The sequence below is a fragment of the Hamadaea flava genome, from assembly GCF_024172085.1.
Lineage (GTDB): Bacteria > Actinomycetota > Actinomycetes > Mycobacteriales > Micromonosporaceae > Hamadaea > Hamadaea flava.
The window spans coordinates 4,111,759-4,127,948 of the sequence record NZ_JAMZDZ010000001.1 but is presented as its reverse complement, the minus strand read 5'-3'; the positions used below and the strand labels follow the sequence as shown (position 1 = coordinate 4,127,948).

General features: G+C 71.7%; 13 protein-coding genes. 7 read left to right on the top strand and 6 right to left on the bottom strand.

Annotated features, from left to right (window positions below):
- Window positions 1-4 precede the first annotated feature (4 nt).
- From HDA40_RS19370 to nudC, 7 genes are all read left to right on the top strand, one after another.
- Window positions 5-3,337, top strand: coding sequence for an ATP-dependent helicase (locus tag HDA40_RS19370; RefSeq protein ID WP_253757862.1), 3,333 nt, complete (start codon window positions 5-7; stop codon window positions 3,335-3,337).
- Window positions 3,334-6,579, top strand: a complete 3,246-nt coding sequence (locus HDA40_RS19365) for an ATP-dependent helicase (RefSeq protein WP_253757861.1) — start codon at window positions 3,334-3,336, stop codon at window positions 6,577-6,579. Before HDA40_RS19370 ends, HDA40_RS19365 begins: the two co-directional genes overlap by 4 nt.
- Window positions 6,580-6,636: 57 nt before the next feature.
- Window positions 6,637-6,783: a hypothetical protein gene (locus HDA40_RS19360; RefSeq protein WP_253757859.1), complete on the top strand. Its 147-nt coding sequence runs from the start codon at window positions 6,637-6,639 to the stop codon at window positions 6,781-6,783.
- Between the two features lie 77 nt (window positions 6,784-6,860).
- Window positions 6,861-7,946 carry a S8 family serine peptidase gene (locus tag HDA40_RS19355; RefSeq protein ID WP_253757857.1) on the top strand — a complete coding sequence of 362 codons (1,086 nt, stop codon included), beginning with the start codon at window positions 6,861-6,863 and terminating at the stop codon, window positions 7,944-7,946.
- Between the two features lie 29 nt (window positions 7,947-7,975).
- Window positions 7,976-9,316, top strand: coding sequence for a M16 family metallopeptidase (locus tag HDA40_RS19350; protein WP_253757855.1), 1,341 nt, complete (start codon window positions 7,976-7,978; stop codon window positions 9,314-9,316).
- Window positions 9,313-10,638 (top strand): M16 family metallopeptidase, encoded by a 1,326-nt coding sequence (locus tag HDA40_RS19345; RefSeq protein ID WP_253757853.1) that lies wholly within the window; start codon window positions 9,313-9,315, stop codon window positions 10,636-10,638. The genes HDA40_RS19350 and HDA40_RS19345 overlap by 4 nt, the downstream gene beginning before the upstream one ends.
- A 5-nt stretch (window positions 10,639-10,643) precedes the next feature.
- On the top strand, window positions 10,644-11,567 hold the full coding sequence (gene nudC, locus HDA40_RS19340; RefSeq protein ID WP_253757851.1) for an NAD(+) diphosphatase: 924 nt from the start codon (window positions 10,644-10,646) through the stop codon (window positions 11,565-11,567).
- Here nudC and HDA40_RS19335 read toward each other — a convergent pair.
- From HDA40_RS19335 to HDA40_RS19310, 6 genes are all read right to left on the bottom strand, one after another.
- Window positions 11,539-12,792 (bottom strand): MFS transporter, encoded by a 1,254-nt coding sequence (locus HDA40_RS19335; protein WP_253757849.1) that lies wholly within the window; start codon window positions 12,790-12,792, stop codon window positions 11,539-11,541. The two genes, nudC and HDA40_RS19335, sit on opposite strands and share 29 nt — an antisense overlap.
- Before the next feature lie 34 nt (window positions 12,793-12,826).
- Window positions 12,827-13,396 carry a winged helix-turn-helix domain-containing protein gene (locus tag HDA40_RS19330; protein ID WP_253757847.1) on the bottom strand — a complete coding sequence of 190 codons (570 nt, stop codon included), beginning with the start codon at window positions 13,394-13,396 and terminating at the stop codon, window positions 12,827-12,829.
- Between the two features lie 89 nt (window positions 13,397-13,485).
- Window positions 13,486-13,731, bottom strand: coding sequence for a hypothetical protein (locus HDA40_RS19325; protein WP_253757845.1), 246 nt, complete (start codon window positions 13,729-13,731; stop codon window positions 13,486-13,488).
- Window positions 13,732-13,914: 183 nt separating this feature from the next.
- On the bottom strand, window positions 13,915-14,811 hold the full coding sequence (locus tag HDA40_RS19320; RefSeq protein ID WP_253757843.1) for a DUF5753 domain-containing protein: 897 nt from the start codon (window positions 14,809-14,811) through the stop codon (window positions 13,915-13,917).
- 307 nt (window positions 14,812-15,118) lie between these two features.
- Window positions 15,119-15,940, bottom strand: a complete 822-nt coding sequence (locus HDA40_RS19315; RefSeq protein ID WP_253757841.1) for a phosphotransferase — start codon at window positions 15,938-15,940, stop codon at window positions 15,119-15,121.
- Between the two features lie 5 nt (window positions 15,941-15,945).
- Window positions 15,946-16,179: a mycoredoxin gene (locus HDA40_RS19310; protein ID WP_253757839.1), complete on the bottom strand. Its 234-nt coding sequence runs from the start codon at window positions 16,177-16,179 to the stop codon at window positions 15,946-15,948.
- Window positions 16,180-16,190: the final 11 nt, after the last annotated feature.

The following is a 16,190-nucleotide window of genomic DNA, read 5'->3' as shown; positions in this document are numbered from 1 at the left end:
AGCCATGAGCACGTTTCGGCTGGTGCGGCCCGCGGCCGCCACCGCCGGCGCGCCCGTGCTCGATGAGGCGCAGGCTCGCGTGGTCGCCCATCGGGAGGGTCCGCTGCTCGTCCTGGGCGGTCCGGGGACGGGGAAGACCACCGTGCTCGTCGAATCGGTCGCCACGCGCATCGCCGACGGCGACGATCCGGAAGGCGTACTGATTCTGACGTTCGGGCGGCGGGCCGCCATGTCGCTGCGCCGGCGGATCGAAGCCCGGGTCAGCGCCGTCGCCGAGCGCCGCGTCATCCGCGAACCGATGGTCCGGACCTTCCACGGTTACGCCTTCGGCCTGCTGCGGGCCGCGGCCGCGACGCGAGGCGAGCCCGCACCCCGGCTGCTCACCGGGCCTGAACAAGACCTCGTCATCCGGGAACTGCTGGAGGACGGCGAGGTCGCCTGGCCCGACGACGTACGCCCCGCGCTGCGTACGCGGGCCTTCGCCGAACAGCTTCGGGACCTGCTGCAACGGGCGGCGGAACGCGGGCTCGGCCCGAACGGGCTGCACGAGCGCGGCGTACGCCACGGCCGGGCCGACTGGCTGGCGGCGGCCGAATTCCTCGGCGAGTACGAGCAGGTCTTGGCACTGCGGGAGACGACGACCCGGAGTTCGGCGGCGTACGACCCGGCCGAGTTGGTGCGGGCGGCGGCGGCGATGTTGCGTGATGACCCCGCTCGGTTGGCGGCTGAACGACGCCGGCTGCGGGCGGTCTACGTCGACGAGTACGCCGACACCGACCCCGCCCAGGTCGAGCTGCTCGAACTCGTGGCCGGGGGCGGGGCGACCGTCGTCGCCCTGGCCGACCCCGACTCGTCGACCTTCGCCTTCCGGGGATCCGATCCGGCCCTCGTCGGCAGGTTCCCAGCGAGCTTCCCCCGGGTGGACGGATCGGACGCGCCGGTGCAACTGCTCGGGGTGAATCACCGGGCGCCGGAGGCGCTCCTCGGCGCAGCCGCCCGGATCTCCGTACGCCTTCGCGCCTCGGCCGGCGTCGGCGTGTCCCACCGCCGCGTCATACCTGCCGTCTCCCCGCCTACCGCCGCTGTCGTTGAGCGGCAGATCACGGATCCGCAGCCTAAAAACGGCCACCGACCCCTGCGTAACCGTGATCTGCAGGAGAGGGCGGTGGAGGTGGTGAGCCTTCGCAGCGTGGCGAGCGAGGCGGCGTACATCGCGCATCGGCTCCGCGAGGCCCATCTGGTCGACGGTGTGAGCTGGTCGAAGATGGCGGTGATCCAGCGGTCCACCGCGGTGCAGCTGGTCAGTCTCCAGCGTGGGCTGCGTCAGGCCGGGGTGCCGACGGTGGTGCTCGCCGAGGATCTGCCCCTGCACGAGCAGCCTGCCGTACGCCCGTTCCTCACCTTGCTCCGCTGCGCGCTCAAGCCGGAGGACTTGACTGAGGAGACGGCGGTCGCGCTGCTGCATTCGCCGTTGGGCGGGGCCGACCCGTTCGGGGAGCGCAAGCTGCGCCAAGGTTTGCGCGCCTTGGCCCATGCCGCCGGCGACCCCCGGCCGAGCGGGGAACTGCTGGTCGACGCCCTTCGTGATCCGACCGAGTTGGCCGTGATCGACAAGAGATGGGCCGCCCCGGCCAGCCGGATCGCGCAGCTGCTGGCGACCGGCCGGGAGACCGCGGCCCGCCCCGGTGCGACCGCCGAGGACGTGCTCTGGAACGTGTGGCGGGCCAGTGGTTTGGCCGAGCGCTGGGCCGCGCTGGCCACTACCCCGGCGAGTGGGCCGGATCAGCGACGGCGGGCTGAGGGCGCCGACCGGGATCTCGACGCCGTCGTGGTGCTGTTCGACGCGGCCGCCCGGTTCACCGACCGGCTGCCGGGCGCGAAGCTCGACACGTTCCTCGAACACGTGCTGAGTCAGCAGCTTCCGGCGGACAGCCTCGCGCCCAACGCCGACCGGGGCGAGGCGGTACGCCTCCTCACCGCGCACGCCGCGAAAGGGCTCGAGTGGGATGTCGTCGTGGTCGCCGGGGTGCAGGAAGGCATCTGGCCGGACCTGCGGCTACGCGGCAGTCTGCTCGGCTCCGAGCAACTGGTGGACGTCCTCGCCGAACGGGCTGGAGAGACCCAGCGGGAGGTGGTGACCGCCCAGTCGGCGGCGCTGCTCGACGAGGAACGGCGGTTGTTCCACGTCGCGATTACGCGGGCGCGGCGGCGGCTGCTGGTGACTGCGGTCGACACCGGAGCGGTCGGCGGGGACAGCGGTGAGGAGCGCCCGAGCCGATTCCTCTATGAGCTGGCCGGCGAGGACGTCGCCGCGGCCGATGACCGGGAGCCGGAGGAGGCCGAGGACCTCCCCGTCCAGAAGCCGCCACGGGCGCTCACGTTGCCCGCCCTGGTCGCCGAGTTGCGGATCGCCATCACCAGTCCGCGTACGCCGCCTCGGAAGCGGGAGGCGGCCGCCGTGCAGCTGGCCCGGCTGGCGGCGGCGGGCGTACCGGGGGCCGATCCCGACCAGTGGTGGGGGCTGCCGCCGTTGTCGGACGACCGGCCGCTGGCCGACGACGGCGATCCCGTCGTGGTCACACCGTCCACGATGGAGTCCGCGTTGCGATGCAGCCTGCGTTGGCTGCTCGAACGGCACGGCGGCAAGGCGCCGGACAGCTTCGCCCAGGGCGTCGGCAACCTCGTGCACGCGGCGGCGATGCTGGCCGACGACGTGAGCGTCGACCGCGCCGCCCTGATGGAGTACGTCAACGAGCGGTTCGACGTCATCGAGCTGGCCGCCAAGTGGCTCGCCCCCCGGGAGCAGCACAAGGCCGAGCAGATGATCGACAAACTGGTTCGCTGGATCGCGGTCAACCCGCGACGGCTGCTCTCCATCGAACGGGACTTCCTCGTCCGGGTCACCGACGACGAGGCCCGCCCGATCGACCTCAAGGGCCGGGTGGACCGGCTGGAGGTCGACGACCAGGGCCGGCTCGTCGTCATCGACCTCAAGACTGGGGCCAGCACGGTCGCCACCGCGCAGGAGCTGCCGGAGCATCCGCAGCTGGGGGCGTACCAGGTCGCGGTGGAGGCGGGCGCGTTCGAGGAGGGCGCCGAGTCCGGCGGCGCGGCCCTGGTGCAGCTCGGCGGTGAGCGCCGCGACGCCCGGGAGCAGATCCAGGAGGCGATCGGCGTGGTCGAGAACCCGGAGTGGGCCGCCGAGATGGTCCGCAAGACGGGCGCGACCATGGCCGCGTCGACCTTCGTGGCGAAGGCCAACGACAAGTGCCGGGTCTGCCCGGTCCGGCCGAGCTGCCCGGTCTCCGGCAAGGGGCGGCAGGTGGTGGAGCCGTGAGCCTGTTCGACTCCGGTCCCCGGTTCACCCCGCACGAGCTGGCGACCCGGCTCGGCCTCACCCGGCCCACCGACGAGCAGGCCCGGGTCATCTCGGCCCCGGTCGCACCACTGCTCGTGGTGGCGGGCGCGGGCTCGGGCAAGACCGAGACCATGGCTGCGCGCGTGCTGTGGCTGGTCGCCAACTCGCACGTGCGGCCGGAGCAGATCCTCGGCCTCACCTTCACCCGCAAGGCCGCCGGTGAGCTGGCCCATCGGGTCCGGCTGCGGCTGGGGCAGCTGCGCCGGCGCATGCCCGAACCCGGTCCGCACCGGGGCGCCGGGGAGCCCACGATCTCGACCTACCACTCGTTCGCGGCGCGCATCGTCGCCGAGCACGGGCTGCGCGCCGGATTCGAGCCCAGTGCGCGGCTGCTGTCCCAGGCCGCCGCGTGGCAGCTCGCGGACGAGGTGGTCGCGGCGTACGACGGCGACATGTCCGCGGTGGACAAGGCCAAGTCGACGGTCACCAAGGCCGTCCTCGACCTGGCCGCGGAGATGGCCGAACATCTGGTCGGCCCCGACGAGCTTTCCGCGTGGACCGGCCGTTTCTCGGCCGAGCTGACCGGCCTGCCCGGCCGCGTCTACGCCCCGGTCCAAGCTCTGCTCGCGACCCAGCGGGCGCGCCTCGCGCTCATGCCCATGATCCGCTTGTACGCACAACGCAAAGCGGCGTTGGAGGCGATGGACTTCGGCGATCAGCTGTCGAGGGCGGCGCGAGTGGCACGGGACCATCCCGAGGTCGGCGCGATCGAGCGGCAGCGGTTCACCGTGGTGCTCCTGGACGAGTACCAGGACACGAGTCACGCGCAGGTGGTGCTGCTGCGCTCGCTGTTCGGCGGCGGCCACCCCGTGACCGCGGTCGGCGATCCCGGCCAATCCATTTACGGTTGGCGCGGGGCGAGCGCGGGCACCCTGGACCGGTTCCCCGACGATTTCCGTCAGGCCGGGGGCGGTCCGGCGACCGCGATGGCGCTCAGCCGCTCGTTCCGTAACCGGCAGCAGATCCTGCACGTCGCCAACGCGGTCTCCGAGCCCCTGCGGCAGCGGGGCGCCCGGGTGACCGCGCTGCGCGGCGACGGGCGCACCGGATTCGTCCACTGTGCACTCACGCAGACCACCCAGGACGAGGCGGAGTGGATCGCGCGCCGGATCGACGAGATCTGGCAGGAGGTGGCCGACGAAGCGGAGCGGGCAAATGTGACGGCTCCGCCGCCGACCACGGCCGTCCTCGTCCGCGTACGCGCTCAGATCGAGCCGATCGAGCAGGCGCTGCGGGCCCGGGGACTGCCCGTCGAGGTGGTCGGCCTCGGCGGCCTGCTCGACACTCCCGAGGTACGCGATGTGGTCTGCACTTTGCGCGTACTGGCCGATCCGGCCGACGGCGCGTCGCTGCTGCGGATGCTGACCGGACCCCGCTGGCGGATCGGTCCCCGGGATCTCGTGGCGCTGCACCGGCGTTCCCGGAAGATCGCGGCCGACCGTCGGGGAGATCCCGAACCCGTCGTGACCGACCGGCTCGACGAGGCGGCGCTGAGTGAGGCGCTCGACGATCTCGGCGATCCGGCGGCCTACTCGACGCACGGCTACATCCGTTTCCGCCGGTACGCCAAGGAGCTGGCCGAGCTGCGGCAGCACCTCGACCAGCCGCTGCCGGACCTGATCTCGGAGATCGAACGGGCCAGCGGACTGGAGGTCGAAGTCCTCCTGCGCGGGGGCGAGTCGGCGCTGAGCCGGGCGCATCTGGACGCCTTCGGCGACGTCGCGGCCCGGTTCGCCGCCGAGACCGAGGGCGCGACGCTGTCGGCGTTCCTGGCCTACCTGCGCGCCGCCGAGGAGGAGGAACGCGGGCTCGCCCCGGGCGAGGTCGAGGTCGTCGAGGGCGCCGTCCAGCTCCTCACCGCGCACGCCGCCAAGGGGCTCGAATGGGACCTCGTCGCGGTGGCCGGGCTGACCCAGGGGGTGTGGCCGGGCAAGACCAAGAACAGCGACCACTACCTCGACGGGCTCGGCGTACTGCCGTTCCCGTTGCGTGGCGACCATGACGGTCTGCCCGCGCTCGCGGTTCCGACCGGCGCGGACGCCGACCAGAAGGCGCTCCGGGACGCGGTCGAGAAGTTCCGGGCGGAATGGGGCGAGCACGACGAACGAGAGGAACGGCGGCTGGCGTACGTGGCGGTGACCCGCCCCCGGCGCTGGTTGCTGGCCAGCGGCGCGTGGTGGGGCGACGGCGTACGCCCTCGGGGACCGTCGCCGTTCCTGGCGGAGGTCGCCGAGCTGTGCCGCCAAGGTGACGGGATCGTGGAGGTCTGGGCGCCGCCGCCCGGCCCCGACGAGACCAACCCGGCGCTGGGCGCGACGGCTGAGATCGAATGGCCGCAGGATCCCCTGGGCCGACGTCGGCCGGTGGTCGCGGCGGCGGGCGAACTCGTCCGGTCCTACCTCGACGTCACCGGGGACGGGCTGTCCCGGATCGGGCGGCAGGCCGAGCGGAAGGTGTCCGGGTTCGCCGACGAACAGGCGCAACGCTGGGGACACGAGGTCGAGCTGCTGCTCGCCGAGCGGGCGCTGCAACGGCGTACGGGCAACGTCATCGAGGTGCCCGTGCCCCGGCAGCTGTCGGTGTCGCAGCTCGTCATGCTGCGCCGGGATCCGCGGGACCTGGCCCGGTCGCTCCGGCGTCCGCTGCCGCACCGGCCCAACCCGTACGCCCGCCGCGGCACCGCCTTCCACCTCTGGCTGGAACAACGGTTCGGGGCCGATCGGCTGCTCGACGTCGACGAGCTGCCCGGGTCGGCCGACGCCGACGCGGCCGACGACGAACGGCTGGCCGCCCTGCAGGAGGCATTCCTCGCCGGCGAATGGGCCGAGCGTACGCCGGCCGAGGTCGAGGTGCCGTTCGCGACGGTCCTGGGTGGAGTGGTGGTCCGGGGCCGCATGGACGCCGTGTTCGCCGAGCCGGACGGCACCTACGACGTGGTCGACTGGAAGACCGGGGGACGCCCGGCCGGCCTGGCCGCCACCGCCGCGTCGGTGCAGCTGGCCGCGTATCGGCTGGCCTGGGCCTCGCTCGCTGGGGTGCCGGTGGCGAAGGTGCGGGCGGCGTTCTACTACGTCGCGGACAAGGTGACCGTGCGCCCGGTCGACCTGCTGGACGAGGCCGGGCTGATCGAGCTGATCGCCGGGTTGCCGGAAGCCGGATAACCGACGGCGTCCGGTTCCTGACTGATCCTGTCACAACCGCCCGGCATCATTGATCTTGTGAAGGGGGCGACCAGGGAACTCCTGATGGTGCTGGCGGTGGCGACGGCCGGCGTCACCATCGCGGGCGCGATCGTCCTCATTCCGTGGCACCCGCATCTGCCCGCCACGAACGCGGTCGTCGAGGTGTACGCGCCCCACCGTTGATCACTTGGGCGAGGTAGCCTGTCCTCTCTCCACAACCCTCGCTTCACCCCTTGGTCCCGCCGGGAGGGCGGTCGTTGATGTCTGCCAAGCGTGGCACCCTCGTCCTGGTCGCCGCCGGCCTGATCGGGCTGGTCACCAGCGCCCCGGCGTACGCCGACGGGGTCCGTTCCCAGCAGTGGTACCTGTCCTCGCTGGACCTTCCGGCGGCGCACGCCGTCACGAAGGGGACCGGCGTGGTCGTGGCCGTGGTCGACTCCGGAGTGGACGTCACTCATCCCGATCTGCAGGGCTCGGTCCTGTCCGGGACGGAGACCGCCGGGACGAAGGACGCCGACGGGCGGGGGACCGCGCTCGCCTCGCTGGTGGCCGGGCACGGCCATGGCGCGGGCGGGGCTGACGGCGTACTCGGGGTCGCGCCGGGCGCCCAGATCCTGCCGGTCGCCTTCGCCCCCAAGGCAGGCGAGGCGGGCGACCCGGCAGCCCTGGCCGCCGGCATCGACCTGGCCGTCTCCAAGGGCGCCAAAGTGGTCTGCGTAGGCCGTGGCGTCGCGCCGAACCCGCGGCTGCGAGAGGCCGTCGAGGACGCCCTCGACGCCGACGTCCTCGTGGTGGCGGCCGACGGCGACGTGCCCAACGGGGTGTTCTCGCCGTGGCCGTCGTCCATCCTGGGCGTGCTGACCGCCATCCCGCTCGACCGCGCGGGCAACGTCGCCGTGCCGCCGGCCAGCCGCCAGACCAGCGGTGTCGGCGTACCGGGGACGGACCTCATCTCCGCCACCTCCGGCGGCGGCTACCGGCTGCAAACGGGGGCCACCGGCACCGGCCTCCTCTGCGGCGCGGCCGCGCTCGTGCGGTCGGCGTACCCGCAGATGTCGGCCGAGCAGGTCGCCGACCGGCTGCGGGAGACGGCGACCGACAAGGGCACGGTCGGCCCCGACAGCCAATACGGTGCGGGCGTGCTGAACCTGAAGGCGGCGTTGGCGGGGGCGACCGCCGCGCCGAGCGGGTCGCCGAGCGCCTCGCACGCCGTGGTCACGCCGGAGCAGCGCCCGGTCGGGGTCGCCCTGACGGAGAGCCGCGATTGGCGCAGATGGCTCGTCGTCGTGCCACTGGTGATCTTCCTCGCGGGGCTCGGCGCGTACGCCTTCCGCCGCAAGGCTTGACGGGCCCGACTCTGCGCTAGGGTCGGGGGGTGGCTTTGGCGATCGAGATCCCGCGCACCCGCTATCCCGTCGAACAGTTCACTCTTCCCAACGGCCTGCGGGTGGTGCTCGCCCCGGACGCCAGCGCCCCGGTGATCGGGGTGGCCGTCGTCTACGACGTCGGCATCCGCTCCGAGCCCGAGGGCCGCACCGGCTTCGCGCACCTCTTCGAGCATCTGATGTTCCAGGGCAGCGCCAACCTGGAGAAGCTGGCGCACTTCCGGCACGTGCAGGGCGCGGGCGGCACCTTCAACGGCTCGACCCACCTGGACTACACCGACTACTTCGAGACGTTGCCGAGCAACGCGCTCGAGCGGGCGCTCTTCCTGGAGGCCGACCGCATGCGCGGGCCGCGCCTGACCGAGGAGAACCTGCGGAATCAGGTCGACGTGGTCAAGGAGGAGATCCGGGTCAACGTGCTCAACCGGCCCTATGGCGGTTTCCCCTGGCTGAAGCTGCCGCCGGTCATGTTCGACTCGTTCCCCAACGCGCACGACGGCTACGGGTCCTTCGTCGACCTGGAGTCGGCGACCGTCGCGGACGCGGCCGACTTCTTCCAGCGCTTCTACGCCTGCGGCAACGCGGTGTTGTCGGTCGCCGGCGACCTCGACGTCGACGAGACCCGCAAGCTCGTCGAGAAGCACTTCGGCGATGTCGAGGCCCGCCCCGCCCCGGTACGCCCGGACTTCAGCGAGCCCGATCTCACCAGCGAGCGCCGGGAGTCCTACACCGACCGGCTGGCCCCGTTGCCGGCGGTCGCCTCGGCCTGGCGCGTGCCGGACCCGGCCACGGATCTGCAGGGTTACCTGGCGTACGTGGTCCTCGCCGAGGTGCTGACCGACGGCGACGCCTCCCGCCTGGTCGAGCGGCTGGTCCTCAAGGACCGTACGGTCACCAGCGTCGGCGGCTACATCGGCTTCATGGGCGAGCCCTTCGAGGTCCGCGACCCCACCGCGTTGCTGCTCCAGTCGCACCTGCCCCCGGGCGGGAACATCGACCGCGTACTCGCGACCGTCGACGAGGAGCTGGACCGCCTCGCCACCGACGGCCTGGTCGCCGGAGAACTGGCCCGGACGCAGGCCCGGATGGCGACGCATCTGCTGCGGGACAACGACGCCGCGCTCAACCGTGCCCTGCGGATGGCCGTCCTGGAGCAGCAGCGCGGCGACGCGAACCTGCTCAACGAGCTGCCGCACCTGATCGCCTCGGTGACCGACGAGCAGATCGTCACCGCCGCGGCGGCGCTGCGCCCGAACCGGCGCGCTTCCGTCGAGGTCATCCCCGGTGCCGGAAACGGCGCCAACGGCGCAGCCCAAGGAGACGAGCAGTGACCCACACGCTTCCCGACCTCGGCCCCAACCGGCCGCTGACGCTCCCGCCGCAGGCGGAGAAGACGCTGGCCAACGGGCTGACCGTGATCGCGATCCGGCGTGCGGCCGTCCCGCTCGTGGAGGTCCGCCTGCGGATCCCGTTCGCCGGGGCCGACCTGGCCCGGTCCGCGCTGCTGGCCAACACGCTCTTCTCCGGCACCGCGGAGCTGACGACCGTTCAGATCGCGGCCGAGCTGCAGGCGGTCGGCGGTGCGCTCGGCGCGGGGGTCGACCCCGACCGGGCGATGATCTCGGGCAACTCGCTCGCTTCCGGGCTCGACCGGCTCATGGAGATCCTCGCCCAGGTGCTGACCGGGGCGACCTATCCGGAGTCCGAAGTAGAGACCGAGCGGGCCCGCCTGGTCGACCGGATCCAGATCGCCCACTCTCAGCCGTCGCACCTGGCTCGGGTCGCACTCCTGAAGCGCATGTACGGCGATCACCCGTACGCCGTGCAGACGCCGTCCGTCGCGCAGGCCCAGGCGGTCGACCGCGACCAGTTGCTCGGTCTGCACGGCGCCCGGCTGCACCCGTTCGGCGCCCACCTGATCCTCGTCGGCGACCTGGACCCGGAGAAGGTCATCGAGGTGGCCGAGCGCAGGCTCGGCGACTGGTCCGGCAACGGCGCTCCGGTCGAGCTGCCGGCCACGCCGGCGCTCGTGCCGGGTCCGCTGCTGCTTGCCGACCGGCCGGACTCGGTGCAGTCGTCGCTGCGCATCGCGCTGCCGGCGGTGCCGCGCATGCACCCCGACCACGCCGCGTTGCAGCTGGCCAACCTGGTCTTCGGCGGGTACTTCTCCAGCCGCTGGGTGGAGAACATCCGGGAGGACAAGGGCTACACCTACGGCCCGCACTCGCTGATCGACCACTCGATCGCCGGGTCCGCCCTGCTGGTGAGCGCCGAGGTGGCCACCGAGGTGACCGCGCCCGCGTTGGTGGAGACGCTCTACGAGCTGGGCCGCATCGCCACCACCCCGGTCGAGGCGGCCGAGCTGGAGCAGGCCCGGCAGTACGCGCTGGGCACCCTGCAGCTGGGCATGTCCACCCAGAGCGGGCTCGCCGGACTGGCCAGCACGTACGCCGGCTACGGTCTGCGGCTCGACTTCCTGGCGGAGCACTCCGCGCGGCTGGCCGCGGCGTCCATCGCCGACGTCGCCGCGGCCGCCGAGAAGTATCTCGGCCCGGCCAAGGGCGTGGTGGTCGTGCTCGGTGACGCGAAGGTCGTGCAGGAGTCGTTGTCGGCGGTCGCGCCGGTGACGGTTCAGGCCGCTACGCAGGAATGAGCCCGATGCCCGCGCTGCCCGACCTGCCGCCGCTGTCCCGGTCGGCGATCGACCGGGCGGCGCACCTCCGGCGCGATCCGCAGGCGCTGGCCGAGGCGTGGGAACGCGGGCTCGTGCTGGTCGTCGGCCCGGACGACAAGGCGCTGGTCCGCGACGGGCGGCTGGTTCTCCTGCCGCCCGCCCAGGCGCCCCAGGGCGAGCGGCTCTTCCTCGGCATGGCCGAGGACCAGCCGTACTTCGCCATAGACGGGGACCTCGTGCCCGAGGCGGTCACCGGCGAGGCCCCGGAGCTGCTGGGCGAACCGCAGCACCTGTGGCAGATCGGCGACACCCTGCCAGACTTCGACGCCGGGCTGTTCACCGAGGCGGTCGCCCTGATCAAGTGGCACCGCGACCATCTCTACTCGCCGGCGACCGGGGAGAAGACCGAGGTATCGGACGGCGGGTGGGTCCGCCGGCAGGCGGACGGAACGCAGCACTTTCCGCGTACGGACGTCGCGTCGATCGTGCTCGTCCACGATGGACTGCCGGGTCCTGAGGGCCGGGCGCTGCTCGGCAGCAACGCGATGTGGGCGAAGGCGGCTCGCAAGCGCTACTCGACGCTGGCGGGGTTCGTCGAACCGGGCGAGTCCGGCGAGGCCGCCATCGCCCGGGAGGTACGCGAAGAGGTCGGCGTCGAGATCTTCGACATCACGTACATCTGCAGCCAGCCGTGGCCGTTCCCGCGGTCGCTGATGCTGGGCTACCTCGCGCAGGCCGATCCGGCGGCCAGGATCACCACCGACCCGAGCGAGATCGTCCATGCGCGGTGGTTCACGCGGGCCGAGATCGAGGCCGCGATGGCCGATCCGGAGGGGGCCGAGATCGCACTGCCGATGAAAGCGGCGATCTCGACCTTCCTCATCCAGCGCTGGCTCGACCTTCGGTGACCAGCGCGGGCTCATCCGTGGACTGGGTGGGCGTGGCGGCGGCCGGTGGGGTGAGCCGCCGCCCCGCCCAGACCCAGATGCCGGCGATCGAGACGACCAGCGCCATGACGCCGAGCAGGATGCGGTAGTCGACGATCCCGACGAGGATCGCCCCGGCCCCGATCGAGAGCGCCTGCGGCCCACTGATCAGGGCGTCCATCGCCGCCGACGTACGCCCCATCAGCTCGGCGGGCGTCGTGCGCTGCAACAGCGTCTGCAGGCCCACGATCAGGTAGGGCAGGCCGAAGCCGCAGAGCACCATCGCCGGGAAGGCCGCCCAGACGTTCTGGTAGACCGCGCCGACGAAGTACATCGGGACGAACAACATGAGCCCGGCGGCGACCGTGCCGACCTCGCCGACGCGACGCATCACCGCGGCGGCGGTCAGCCCGCCGAGCAGCCCGCCGACGCCTTGGACGCTGATCAGCACGCCCAGGAACGCCGCCGGCTTGTGCAGACCCTGGTCGTTGAAGGCGAAGAAGACCGATTCGCCGAGGCCGAAGACCAGGATGGCCAGGGTGGTGCCGAGCACCGCCAGCCGAAGGCCCGGCTGTCCGAACAGTTGGCGCACCCCGGCGGTTACTTCGGACATCCAGCGCTGCTCTGTGCGTACCGGTTGATCCTCATGAACGCGCAGCGCGGTGATGACGCCCGCCGCGATGAGGAAGCCGACGATGCCGAGGCTGGCCAGGGCCCAGCCGCCGAAGGCGGTGTAGAGCCCGGCGCCCAGCAGCGGAGCGAACAGCCGGAGGCCCTGTTTGACGGTCTGGAGCGCGCCGTTGGCCTCGGCGAGCAGCTCGACCGGGATGACCTCTTTGATGAGGCCGTTGAGCGCCGCGCCCACGGCGATGAACGACAGCCCGTACGCGGCCGCGACGGCGTAGATGATCCAGAGCGTCCCTCGATCGTGGACGAGATACAGCGGAGCCAGGATCACCGCGGAGAAGATGTTCGTCGCGATGAGGAAGGGCCGGCGCTGGTAGCGGTCGGCGACGAAGCCGATGAACGGCGCGAGCACGATCGGGGCGACCAGGGCGAAGAAGGTGGCGCCGGCGAGGCTGTCCGAGCCGGTCATGTCCTTGACCCAGATACCCAGCGCCAACAGCAGCACGGACTCGGCCGTCATGCTGAAGAACAAGCCGGCGAACAGCAGCCGGAAGGCGGGTCGGCGCAGCACCGTGCGCATGTGGGCGTCGCTCCTCTCGTCCTCGTGGTGATGCTCAGTGCTCGGCGGGGATGCCCCAGGCGAGCATCCGGACCGGTCGGGCGTTCTCGGGGCGCAGTTCCGGATCGGCGAGCCGGTCGAGATGACGCAGCAGGAGGTCCTGGATCTGCGCACCGATCTCGTCGAGCTCCTCGGGAGTCAGCCAGGTGATGCTCTGGTTGAGGAATGCCGCGGCTCGCCAGTTCGCGTCGTGCTTGCTGCGGCGCTCCTGCCACGACTGGAGCTCGGCCAGCTCGTACTGGAGCATGACCTCGGAGACCGCGTCGCCGGCGGCGGTGATCTCGGGCGCCTCGCCCGGGGTGCCCCAGCGGTTGCCGGCGGGCACGAACCGCCACGGTCGCTGTCGGCCCTGACCGCCGGGGGCGTCCTCGACGTAGCCGTACTTCGCCAGTTGACGCAGGTGCCAGGAGCAGTTCGGCGCGGTGTCGCCGAGGCGCTCGGCCAGCTCGGTGGCGGTCGCCGGGCCCCGCAGCGCCAGCTCCTGGAGCAGCTTCATGCGCAGCGGATGGGCCAGCGCCCGCAGCGCCTGCGGATCGGTGTGTTCGCGCATTCGGAACTCGGCCATACCTTCAGCGTACGCGATTAAAGGGTTCTTTCAAAAGGGGTGTTTAAAAAGCCCCTCCGTCCGGGGAGGGGCGTCGCGCCGGTGGACTGTCAGATCAGGCGGGGCTGGCCGAGTTTCAGTACCTTCACTCGCTGACGGCCGGCGCGTACGGCGCCTACGGAGGCCAAGGCGCGGGCGAGGCGCAGAGCGGCTTCGAGTGAATCCGCCTCGGCGGTCTGCCGACGTGGCTCGGGCGATTCGGTCTCGTCGCGAAGCGGTGCGTCCTCAGACCAGAGCGCGTTGAGGTCGGTCAGGTCAACCGGCCTGACCTCGGTCCGGATTATGAGGTACCGCATGTGACGTCTCTCCGTGTGTCTGCCCAGGGCGGCGGAGGGTGCTCGAGGGAGATCCATTGGTGGAACTTCCACGAGTGGTGAGGACTATGGTGCGGTAAACCACGGAGCGTTAACAAGGACTTCACCCCGATCGGGGTTCAGGCCCGCCCGTTCGGGTGATCTCTCGGGTTCGTTCAGCGGATGTCAGCGCGTCGCGTTGACATGCCGGCTGAGCCAGTCCACTGTCGCCACAGGGTCCAGCGCGGCCGACCGCAGCCACTCGTAAACCTTGGCATATCTGCTGGCCGCAGTCCTGTCGGTGAGGGTCAGATCACTCGCTAGCGCCTCCACCGCGACGGTCGGAAGGTCACCGGGATCGGCGAAGGTATAGATCGAGAAACCGTGCTGCGGTTGGAAGAATTCGCCCACTCGGGCCTCGCGAGGCAGCACCCGCAAAGTTACGTTCGGTAACGATGCCACCGCACGAAGGTGGTGAATCTGTCCGGAAAGGACATCGGCTGGGGCACTGCGCCCGGCCAGCGCCGCCTCGTCCAGCACGGCCTCGTACGCGGGCGGATCGGCCTCCCGCGTGAGGATGGACTGCCGGGCCATCCGCGCTTCCACCTCGGCCTGCGGATCATGCCGTTCGTCGTCCTCGTTCCGCTGACTCGGCAAGGTCTGGAGCGGCCGCGAGGACATGATCCGGATGCGGGCGTACTCCGGGGTCTGGAGGAGGCCGGGGATCGTGGCGGCGGCGTACTCCCGGATCTGGGTGGCGCCGCCCTCCAGCTCGGCGTACCCCCGCTGGCGGGCCGTCATCACGGCGTACGCCCGGATCCAGCGGGTGTTGCCCGCCTCCCGGGCGATGGCGACCAGTTCGTCGCGGCCCTCTCCGCGTACCTGGTAGAGGTCGAGGAGATCGAGGATGTCGGCCAGGTCGGGCCGGCTCTTGCCGTTCTCCAGCCGGGACAGCTTCGACTTCGCCGCCCAGCCGACCTGTTCGACCACCTGATCGCCGGTGAGACCAGCGGCGATGCGCAGGCGCCGCAACTCGAGACCGAGGCGGCGCCGGCGCATGACCGGACTGGGCGTTCGCTGCATCGGGGCGGACCTCCTCGCGTGCGCCGCACTGGCCCTGGGTCGACGCGAGCTTCCCGGTTCGGCCTCGACGCGGGCTTCGCTGGGATTGCGACGGTCCGGGCACGCACAGTGACCGAGGACAGAGCATAGGCCCCATATGCGGTTACCGCTCGGTACGCCGCGCGTGCCGAGCCGGGCCGGGAAGCCGACAGCAGGTGATGGCACTACACGCCGAGGCGGTCCTTGACTTGAGCGATGCTCGGGTCCGTCATCGTCGTCCGTCGACGAACCGCATCGCCGAGTGCGGCGGGGTCAGCGCCCGAGCAGGTCAGTCCAGCAGCGCGGCAGTGAACATCTCGCGATGACCGCTCAGCCAGTTCTGTACGCGGTCCCAGCGTCCCCATCCGCCCCGGTCGGCCAGCGCTCGGCGGAAGACGGGGTCACCGTCCGCCACGCGGCGGGCGACGAACGCCCGGCAGACCTCCGTGGCCTGTTCGATCACGCCGGGCAGCTCGGCGCGTTCGCCCGGCGAGAGGCCGTAGCCGTCGGCGAGGATCCGCAGCCGTGCCGGTGTGTCCAGTCGGGTGGGAAACTGTTCGGCCGCGGACACCGGATCGAGCGTGGGCACCCAGTAGCGCGCGGCCATGGCGACGTCCCAGAGTGGACGGCCCGGAGCCGCGAGGTCGAAGTCGATCAAGGCGGCGGCGCGACCGTCGCGGAAGACGACGTTCTCCGGGCACACGTCGTTGTGGCACAGCATCGTTCCGCCCTCCGGGTCGGCGAGATCCCGGGGCCACTCGGCGTCCGCGTCGACGGCGATGGTCGCGCTGGCCTCATGCAGGCGGCGCAGCAGGTTCCCCACCGATTCGAGCGCGGTCGTCGTCAGTGCCCAGGCCGGAAAGGGTGGCAGAGCCACCTCGCCGGGGACGAAGGTCAGCTGCTCACGCCCGTCAGCAGTGAGCCTCACGGGAGTCGGAGCAGCGTCGAAGCCGTGGTCCTTCAGTGCGAGGAGGTGGGCATGGAGCGCCGGCGCGCTGGGCGGCGCCGGGCGCTCCACCACCGCACCGCGACGGAAGACCGCCCCCGCGTTCGCCAGGCCGCCGGCCAGTGCCTCGCGGTCCGCGTCGTCCTCGGTCGTCCTGTCCGTCACGTGAGTCAGCCGGCGAGCGCCAGCTTCACCTGGGCGATGCTCGGGTTCGTCATCGTCGTCCCGTCGGCGAACCGCACTGTCGGCACGGTCTGGTTGCCGCCGTTGACGCTCATCACGAACTCGGCCGCAGTGGGGTCCTGCTCGATGTCGACCACGGTGTAGCCGATGCCCTCCCGGTCCAGCTGCGACTTGAGCCGGTGGCAGTAACCGCACCAAGAGGTGGAGTACATCGTCAACATCGACGGACCTT

Coding starts and splice junctions, on each gene's coding strand:
- HDA40_RS19320 (WP_253757843.1), bottom strand. CDS start 14,811: ATGCAGCGAACGCCCAGTCCGGTCATGCGCCGGCGCCGCCTCGGTCTC.
- HDA40_RS19330 (WP_253757847.1), bottom strand. CDS start 13,396: ATGGCCGAGTTCCGAATGCGCGAACACACCGATCCGCAGGCGCTGCGG.
- HDA40_RS19335 (WP_253757849.1), bottom strand. CDS start 12,792: ATGCGCACGGTGCTGCGCCGACCCGCCTTCCGGCTGCTGTTCGCCGGC.
- HDA40_RS19310 (WP_253757839.1), bottom strand. CDS start 16,179: ATGTTGACGATGTACTCCACCTCTTGGTGCGGTTACTGCCACCGGCTC.
- HDA40_RS19355 (WP_253757857.1), top strand. CDS start 6,861: ATGTCTGCCAAGCGTGGCACCCTCGTCCTGGTCGCCGCCGGCCTGATC.
- nudC (WP_253757851.1), top strand. CDS start 10,644: ATGCCCGCGCTGCCCGACCTGCCGCCGCTGTCCCGGTCGGCGATCGAC.
- HDA40_RS19370 (WP_253757862.1), top strand. CDS start 5: ATGAGCACGTTTCGGCTGGTGCGGCCCGCGGCCGCCACCGCCGGCGCG.
- HDA40_RS19325 (WP_253757845.1), bottom strand. CDS start 13,731: ATGCGGTACCTCATAATCCGGACCGAGGTCAGGCCGGTTGACCTGACC.